This window comes from Amycolatopsis pittospori (assembly GCF_013870525.1).
In the GTDB taxonomy this organism is placed as follows: Bacteria; Actinomycetota; Actinomycetes; order Mycobacteriales; family Pseudonocardiaceae; genus Amycolatopsis; species Amycolatopsis pittospori.
In genome coordinates this window covers 1-5271 of the sequence record NZ_JACBXD010000174.1, presented here as the reverse complement: position 1 = coordinate 5271, position 5271 = coordinate 1, and the positions used below count along the sequence as shown (strand labels likewise).

Here is a 5271-nt window from a genome sequence, read left to right as displayed (position 1 = left end):
GTGCGGGAACCCGGCAGGCGGACGGCCGCGCGAACGGCAGTGAACCGCGGTACCGCGAAACGGGGTACCGCAAACCGGAGAGGTCATAGGTGAGTAAGCCCGTCAGAGGTGGTGCCGGAGCCGACGTGGTCGGCAAGGCACCGGTGGTCGTGGTTGCTGGGGGCGGCACCGCAGGACACATCGAACCAGCACTCGCGCTCGCCGACGCCGTGATGCGGCTGCGCCCGGACGCGAAGGTGTACGCGCTGGGCACCGAGCGCGGGCTGGAGAACAAGCTCGTCCCGGCGCGCGGCTACCCGCTGGAGCTCATCCCGCCGGTGCCGATGCCGCGCAAGCCGACGCCGGAGCTGCTGAAGCTGCCGCTGAAGGTCCGTGACTCGGTCAAGCGCACCCGTGCCGTCCTGGATCGCGTCGGCGCGGACGTCGTCGTCGGGTTCGGTGGCTACGTCGCGCTTCCGGCGTACCTCGCCGCGCGCGGCCGCACGCCGATCGTGGTGCACGAGGCCAACAAGTCGCCGGGGCTGGCGAACAAGGTCGGCGCCCGGTTCGCCGCCCGCGTCGCCGTCGCCGTCCCGGGTACACCGCTCGCGAAGGCCGAGGTCGTCGGCATCCCGCTGCGCCGGTCCATCACCTCGCTCGACCGTGCCGCGCTGCGCGCCGAGGCCCGCGAGTTCTTCGAGCTCGACCCGGACGCCCCGACGCTGCTGGTCTTCGGCGGCTCGCAGGGCGCGCAGTCGATCAACAACGCGGTTTCGGGCGCGGCCAAGGAGTTCGCGGACGCCGGGATCGGTGTCCTGCACGCTCACGGGCCGAAGAACACGCTGGTCGTCCAGGAATTCCCCGGAAAGCCCGCGTACGTCCCGGTGCCGTACCTGGAGCGGATGGACCTGGCCTACGCCGCCGCCGACGCGGTGCTGTGCCGTTCCGGCGCGATGACCGCCGCCGAGGTCTCCGCCGTCGGCCTGCCCGCCGTGTTCGTCCCGCTGCCGCACGGCAACGGCGAACAGGCCGTCAACGCCCAGCCCGCCGTCGACGCGGGTGCCGCGCTGATGGTCGCCGACGCCGACCTCACCGCGGCCAAGGTCGCCGAACTGGTGATCCCGCTGGTCGCCGACGCCGCCCGGGTCGCGAAGATGAGCGCGGCCGCGGTCGGCCTGGGGCACCGCGAGGCCGACGAGACCCTTGCCAAAATCGTGCTGGAGGCCGCAGGTGCCTGAAAACCTTCCCGACACGCTGACGCGCGCCCATTTGATCGGGATCGGCGGCGCCGGGATGAGCGGAATCGCCCGCATCCTGCTGGCCCGCGGGGCCCAGGTGTCCGGCTCGGACGCCAAGGAGTCGCGCGCTTTCCTGTCGCTGCGCGCCCAGGGTGCCGAGATCGCCGTCGGCCAGCGCGCCGAGAACCTCGACGCGTTTCCCGAGGGCCCGTCCTCGGTGATCGTGTCGACCGCGATCAAGGAGACCAACCCGGAGCTGGTGGCCGCGCGGGAACGCGGGATCACCGTGCTGCACCGCGCGCAGGCGCTCGCCGGGCTGATGGAGGGCCACCGCGTCGCGTGCATCGCCGGGACGCACGGCAAGACGTCGACGACGTCGATGCTGACCGTCGCGCTGATGCACTGCCACCTCGACCCGTCGTTCGCCATCGGCGGCGACCTCAACGAGTCCGGCGCGAACGCGCACCACGGCGAGGGTGGCGTCTTCGTCGCCGAGGCCGACGAGAGCGACGGTTCGTTCCTGGCCTACTCGCCGTCGGTCGCCGTGGTGACCAACGTCGAGCCGGACCACCTGGACCACCACGGCACTGCCGAGGCGTACGTCTCGGTGTTCACCGACTTCCTCGCCCGGATCGAGCCGGGCGGGGTGCTCGTCGTCTGCGGTGACGACGAGGGCGCCGAGAAACTGGGCGCGCTGGCCTCGGCGCGGGGGATCCGCGTGCGCCGCTACGGGCGTTCGGTCACCGGTGCGGACGACGCCAGGATTCTGGACTTCGCCCCGGCTCCCGACGGCGGCGTGGTGAAGGTTTCCTTGCAGGGCAAGGAGATCGACCTCCGCGTCGCGGTTCCGGGCGAACACATGGCGCTGAACGCGATCGCGGCGCTGCTCGCCGGGATCGAGCTGGGTGCGCCGGTCGACGGTCTCGCCGAAGGGCTCGCCGCGTTCGGCGGCGTCCGGCGTCGCTTCGAGTTCAAGGGCCGCTCCGGCGACGTCCGCGTCTACGACGACTACGCGCACCACCCGACAGAGGTCGACGCGCAGCTTCGCGCGGTGCGCACGGCCGCCGGTTCGGGCCGCGTCATCGTGGTCTTCCAGCCGCATCTGTACTCGCGGACGAAGACGTTCTCGGCGGAGTTCGCGGCCGCGCTGTCGCTGGCCGACGAGGTCGTCGTGCTGGACGTCTTCGGAGCCCGCGAAGAGCCGGAACCCGGGGTGAGCGGCGCGCTCATCGCCGACCGGATCACCGGCGCGACCGTGCACTACCAGCCCGCGTTCGACGTCGCCGCGAAGCTCGCGGCGGACCTGGTCAAACCCGGCGACCTGCTGGTGACCATGGGCGCCGGCGACGTCACGCAGCTCGGCCCGGAGATCCTGGCCGAGCTGGACCGGCGGGCGGGCTAGCCATGCCGCGGACCGGGGAACGCCGCCGCCCGGCCGAACCCGGTCGGCGTCCGAGCACGGAACGGGCCAGGGCCCGGCGCGGCAGGCGGTCCGTCTACGACCGCCGCCGCACCGCCCGGCCGTCCCGGCACAAGGAGATGCGGCGGCGGTGGGTCGCGCTGCTTTCGGTGCTGACCGTCGTCGCGCTCGTCTACCTGCTGTGGTTCAGCTCGATGCTGGGCGTGCAGCAGGTGGACGTCATCGGCTCGAATTCGGTGCCCGCGGACCAGGTCCGCGGTGCGGCGGCGGTGCCGGACCAGAAGCCGATGCTGCGCCTGGACACCGACGAGATCCGTGACCGGGTGGCGCAGATGCCCGGGATCGCGACCGTCGACGTCACCCGGTCCTGGCCGAACACACTCGAGATCACCGTGACCGAACGGGCCGCCATCGCGTTCTTCGACAGCGGGCCCGGCGGCGACGGCGTACACCTCGTCGACGGCGGGGGAGTGGTGTTCAAGACGGTCAAGGAACGGCCGGCCGGGCTGCCCGAGCTGAAGCTGCCCTCGGTGTCGGCCGACGATCCGGTGACCCGCGCGGTGACCGGCGTCCTCGGCGTGATCCCGCAGCAGTTGCTGAAGCAGGTCACCACGGCGACGGCGAAGACCCCCGGAAGCGTCGAGTTCGCGCTGGCGGACGGGAAGACCGTGCGCTGGGGGACCTCGGCCGACACCGAACGCAAGGCGAAGGTCCTCGCCGCCCTGCTCACCCGCGAAGGCAAGGTCTTCGACGTCTCGGCCCCGGACCTGCCCACCGTCTCCTGACGCGTTTAGTCCTCTGAATGCGGTAGTTGGTGGTGCGAACCACCGCATTCAGAGGACTAAACGCGAGGGGTGACGAGGGCCTCGATGCCGTCGAGCATGCGTTCCAGGCCGAAGCTGAAGGCCTCGTCGGAGGCTTCGCAGGCATCGGCTTCGTAGCCGCCGCTCTCCCACATCCGCGTCATCGCGGGATGCCGGTCGACGTCGAAGTACTTCTCCCAGAACACCGACCGCTGTCCCCACCAGGCGTCGGTCGACTGCCCGGTCTCGCGTTCCACCTGCGCCGTTTCGGCCGACATCGCCGCGTTCGCCTGTACGTAGACCTCGATGCTGTTCGCGGCCGCGGCCGCCTTGCGCGGCGGCAACCCGATGTCGGACACCGCCGCGATCAGGTACTCCTGGCCCGCCAGCAACCCGGGCCCGAGCACCGGGCGCACCATCGACGTCGAGCGCAGCCACGGATGCTTCCGGAACACCGCCAGGGTGCGCTCGGCGTAGAGCCGGACCTGCTCGCGCCAGCCGTCCGGCCGGGTTTCGCCGGGACCGGGCAGGTCCCGGGCGGCCAGGACCGAGTCCACCATCAGGTCGAGCAGTTCCGTCTTGCCCGGTACGTAGGTGTAGAGCGTCATGGTGCCGACGTCGAGTTCCTTGGCGATCCGGCTCATCGACACGGTCGCCTCACCCTCGGCGTCCGCGAGCGCGACGGCGGTGGCGATCACCTGGTCGAGGGTCAGTTTCGGCTTCCGTCCCCGGGTCGCCTGCCGGGCTTCCGTCCGGTCGCGCCACAACAGATCGAGGCTGCGCTCGACGTCCATCCACACTCCACTCGGCCGTGAAACTGGATTCTACATTCTCGTATGAGGTACGGTTAACTCATTCCCGTAGGACGTACGAAAAGGAGTGGGGAATCGTGACGATCCTGGTGACCGGCGCGACCGGAAACGTCGGCAGGCTGCTGGTCGACGAACTGGTGGCGGCGGGAGCGCCGGTGCGGGCCCTGACCGTCAACCCGGTGAAAGCGGCGCTGCCGGAGCAGGTGGAAGTCGTGAAGGGGTACCTCGGCAAGCCCGAGACACTGCCCGAAGCGCTGAAGGGCATCGACACCGTGTACCTCGCGCCGCTCGCGGCGACGGTGCACGACTTCGTGAAGCTGGCGAAGGAGGCGGGAGTCCGGCGAGTGGTCGCGTTGTCGGGCAGCGAGGCCGACGACCCGCCCGAGAACTCGAGCGGCGTGGACTACGCGATCATCGAGAAGGCCGTCCGGGAGGCGGGTTTCGACTGGACGTTCCTGCGGCCGGGCGCGTTCATGAACAACACCTTCGGCTGGGCCGAGCAGATCAAGACCGATGGCGTGGTCCGCGAGGCGTACGGCGACGTGCGGATCACCCCGATCGACCTCGGGGACATCGCCGCGGTCGCCGCGCACGTGTTGCTCACCGAAGGGCACAGCGACAAGAAGTACACGCTGAGCGGGCCGACGGCGGTTACCCAGCGGGAGCAGGTCGCCGCCATCGGGGCCGCACTCGGCGTCGACGTCCCCTTCCTGGAGCTGTCCAGGGAAGAGGCCGAGAAGCTGTGGGCGGCGCAGGGGATGCCGGACGAGATCACGCAGTGGCTGCTCGATGGCTTCGCGATGATCCTCGAATACCCGCAGGAGCCGACGGGTGTCGTGCAGGAACTCACCGGACGGCCCGGCGTGAGCTACCAGGAATGGGCCGTGGCGAACGTCGACGCTTTCCGCTGAGTGGTCGTGAGTGATTCGGGTCGTTAGAACGACCCTTGCCACTCACGACAAGTCACCGTGCCCGGCGGGGGATGCGGGTCGGCAGCGGCGAGCCACGCCGCGGCCGGT

5 protein-coding genes are annotated in these 5271 nt (G+C 70.7%); 4 read left to right on the top strand and 1 reads right to left on the bottom strand.

Annotated elements, in window-relative coordinates; all coding sequences use genetic code 11:
• Nucleotides 1-89: 89 nt before the first annotated feature.
• Genes murG through H5J31_RS39310 form a run of 3 tightly spaced genes read left to right on the top strand, consistent with a single transcriptional unit; the run spans nt 90 to nt 3422 of the window.
• The gene (gene murG / locus H5J31_RS39320; RefSeq protein WP_181777735.1) at nt 90-1217 is read left to right on the top strand and encodes an undecaprenyldiphospho-muramoylpentapeptide beta-N-acetylglucosaminyltransferase; all 1128 of its coding nucleotides are present in this window, start codon (nt 90-92) and stop codon (nt 1215-1217) included.
• The gene (gene murC, locus H5J31_RS39315) at nt 1210-2619 is read left to right on the top strand and encodes a UDP-N-acetylmuramate--L-alanine ligase (RefSeq protein WP_181777734.1); all 1410 of its coding nucleotides are present in this window, start codon (nt 1210-1212) and stop codon (nt 2617-2619) included. Before murG ends, murC begins: the two co-directional genes overlap by 8 nt.
• Before the next feature lie 2 nt (nt 2620-2621).
• Nucleotides 2622-3422 carry a cell division protein FtsQ/DivIB gene (locus tag H5J31_RS39310; protein WP_181777733.1) on the top strand — a complete coding sequence of 267 codons (801 nt, stop codon included), beginning with the start codon at nt 2622-2624 and terminating at the stop codon, nt 3420-3422.
• 56 nt (nt 3423-3478) lie between these two features.
• On the opposite strand, the gene H5J31_RS39305 is transcribed toward H5J31_RS39310, so the two are convergent.
• Nucleotides 3479-4234: a TetR/AcrR family transcriptional regulator gene (locus H5J31_RS39305; protein WP_181777732.1), complete on the bottom strand. Its 756-nt coding sequence runs from the start codon at nt 4232-4234 to the stop codon at nt 3479-3481.
• Between the two features lie 95 nt (nt 4235-4329).
• On the opposite strand from H5J31_RS39305, the gene H5J31_RS39300 reads away from it, so the two are divergent.
• Nucleotides 4330-5163 (top strand): SDR family oxidoreductase, encoded by an 834-nt coding sequence (locus H5J31_RS39300; RefSeq protein WP_181777731.1) that lies wholly within the window; start codon nt 4330-4332, stop codon nt 5161-5163.
• Nucleotides 5164-5271 lie beyond the last annotated feature (108 nt).

What these genes read in the sequence shown, in the direction of transcription:
- H5J31_RS39305 (WP_181777732.1), bottom strand. Translation starts at nt 4,234, where the DNA reads ATGGACGTCGAGCGCAGCCTCGATCTGTTGTGGCGCGACCGGACGGAA.
- H5J31_RS39310 (WP_181777733.1), top strand. Translation starts at nt 2,622, where the DNA reads ATGCCGCGGACCGGGGAACGCCGCCGCCCGGCCGAACCCGGTCGGCGT.